The sequence below is a fragment of the Sporacetigenium mesophilum DSM 16796 genome (assembly GCF_059569055.1).
In genome coordinates this window covers 1-1,417 of sequence record NZ_JCANUR010000042.1, presented here as the reverse complement: position 1 = coordinate 1,417, position 1,417 = coordinate 1, and the positions used below count along the sequence as shown (strand labels likewise).

Here is a 1,417-nt window from a genome sequence, read left to right as displayed (position 1 = left end):
CTTCTAGTGTTGCATTTAGGTAGAAATTGAATACTTGACAAATCCAAATAAGCAGCTATTGGTAATTAGTTTTACCACTAGCTGCTTATTTTACTTTATTTTCATTTAAGGCCAATATTTTACTATATGTTTAGTTAGACCTATCCCTCTATGCAAAATCAATTTTCTATATTTTACCAAAATCAGCGTGTCCGAAAATATTCCATTACATATTCATCAAAGTATTCAAGTAAGTTTGAACGAACAATACGCGTTAGCGTTAACATAGAATACTTAGCAATTATAACTTTACAGCATAAATAAATTAACATATATGCAATTAAAGAAGAAAATATCTGAATTCTTATAGCGTTTTCATTGTATCCTATATATTTTTTTATTTTTAGATTCTGCTTTATCCATTTAAAGAAAATTTCTATTTCCCATCTATGTTTATATACTTTTATTATGTCTTCAGTAGATAGGTCAAAAATGTTTGTTATAAATGTTACTGTTTCCCCATTTTCATCAAATGTCATAATTTCTCTGTAGTTTTTAAACGTTAGATTCCCTCCGGGAGTAGACCCTAGGGTTATTTCTGTATCATATATATCCTTAGAAGGATTAGAGTCTAGTATTCTTTCTTCCATTACAATAGCATTTTTCATTCCTCTTGTAACAAACTTAATACCTTGTTCAGTAAGTTTGTCATACCAACGATAATCGTAATAACCTCTATCAAAAACGTAGATAGAATCTTTGTCTTCAAAAAAGCCATCAATACATTTTCTATCATTTACCCTCCCAGAAACAATATTTACCTTCTCAGGATATTCACCGTTAAACAAAGTACTAATCTTTATACCAGATCTTTCATTGTCTATTTTTAAAAGAGGTGCAAGTTTTAGTGCCACTAAAATTACAGTAGAGTCAATTATCCTTACGGGTGGGATGTCCTTCAAAAGCCTAGAGGCTCCAAACCTCCTGTTTGCCTTCTCAACTAAATGATAAAATATATCTTCGAAGATTCGATAGTCACGCGTAGCGTTTTTACGGGAAAACTGAGAAACACTAGGAACATTTATGAGACTTTTTAATTTTCTGTTGGATGATATTTCTGCTTCTGCTTCTCGCAGACTCTTACATCCTCTTATATTCAAGTACAACATTGAATTTATATGCGATTTTGAGTCAAAGTGCTGACTTCTATAATCTCCATCGTATTTCTTTATTGTACTATTAAGAAAACTACCTCCAATTTCCTCTAGCAATTTATGAAAAACTAATTTATTATTATTAATAGTAATAGTCATAAAAAAGAACCTCCTTGTGTTTGGTTTCTGGACAAAACCATTAAACCACAAGGAGGTTCTTTTTTTCATTATTAAATTTTTTCCATTGTCAATCTGTAAGTATTTCTTTGATGCAACACTAGAAG

At 30.4% G+C, this 1,417-nt stretch carries 1 protein-coding gene; it reads right to left on the bottom strand.

Translation table 11 applies throughout. The features are described from left to right. Positions 1 to 182: 182 nt before the first annotated feature. Positions 183 to 1,292, bottom strand: coding sequence for an IS4 family transposase (locus BS62_RS15155; protein ID WP_496492091.1), 1,110 nt, complete (start codon positions 1,290 to 1,292; stop codon positions 183 to 185). Positions 1,293 to 1,417: the final 125 nt, after the last annotated feature.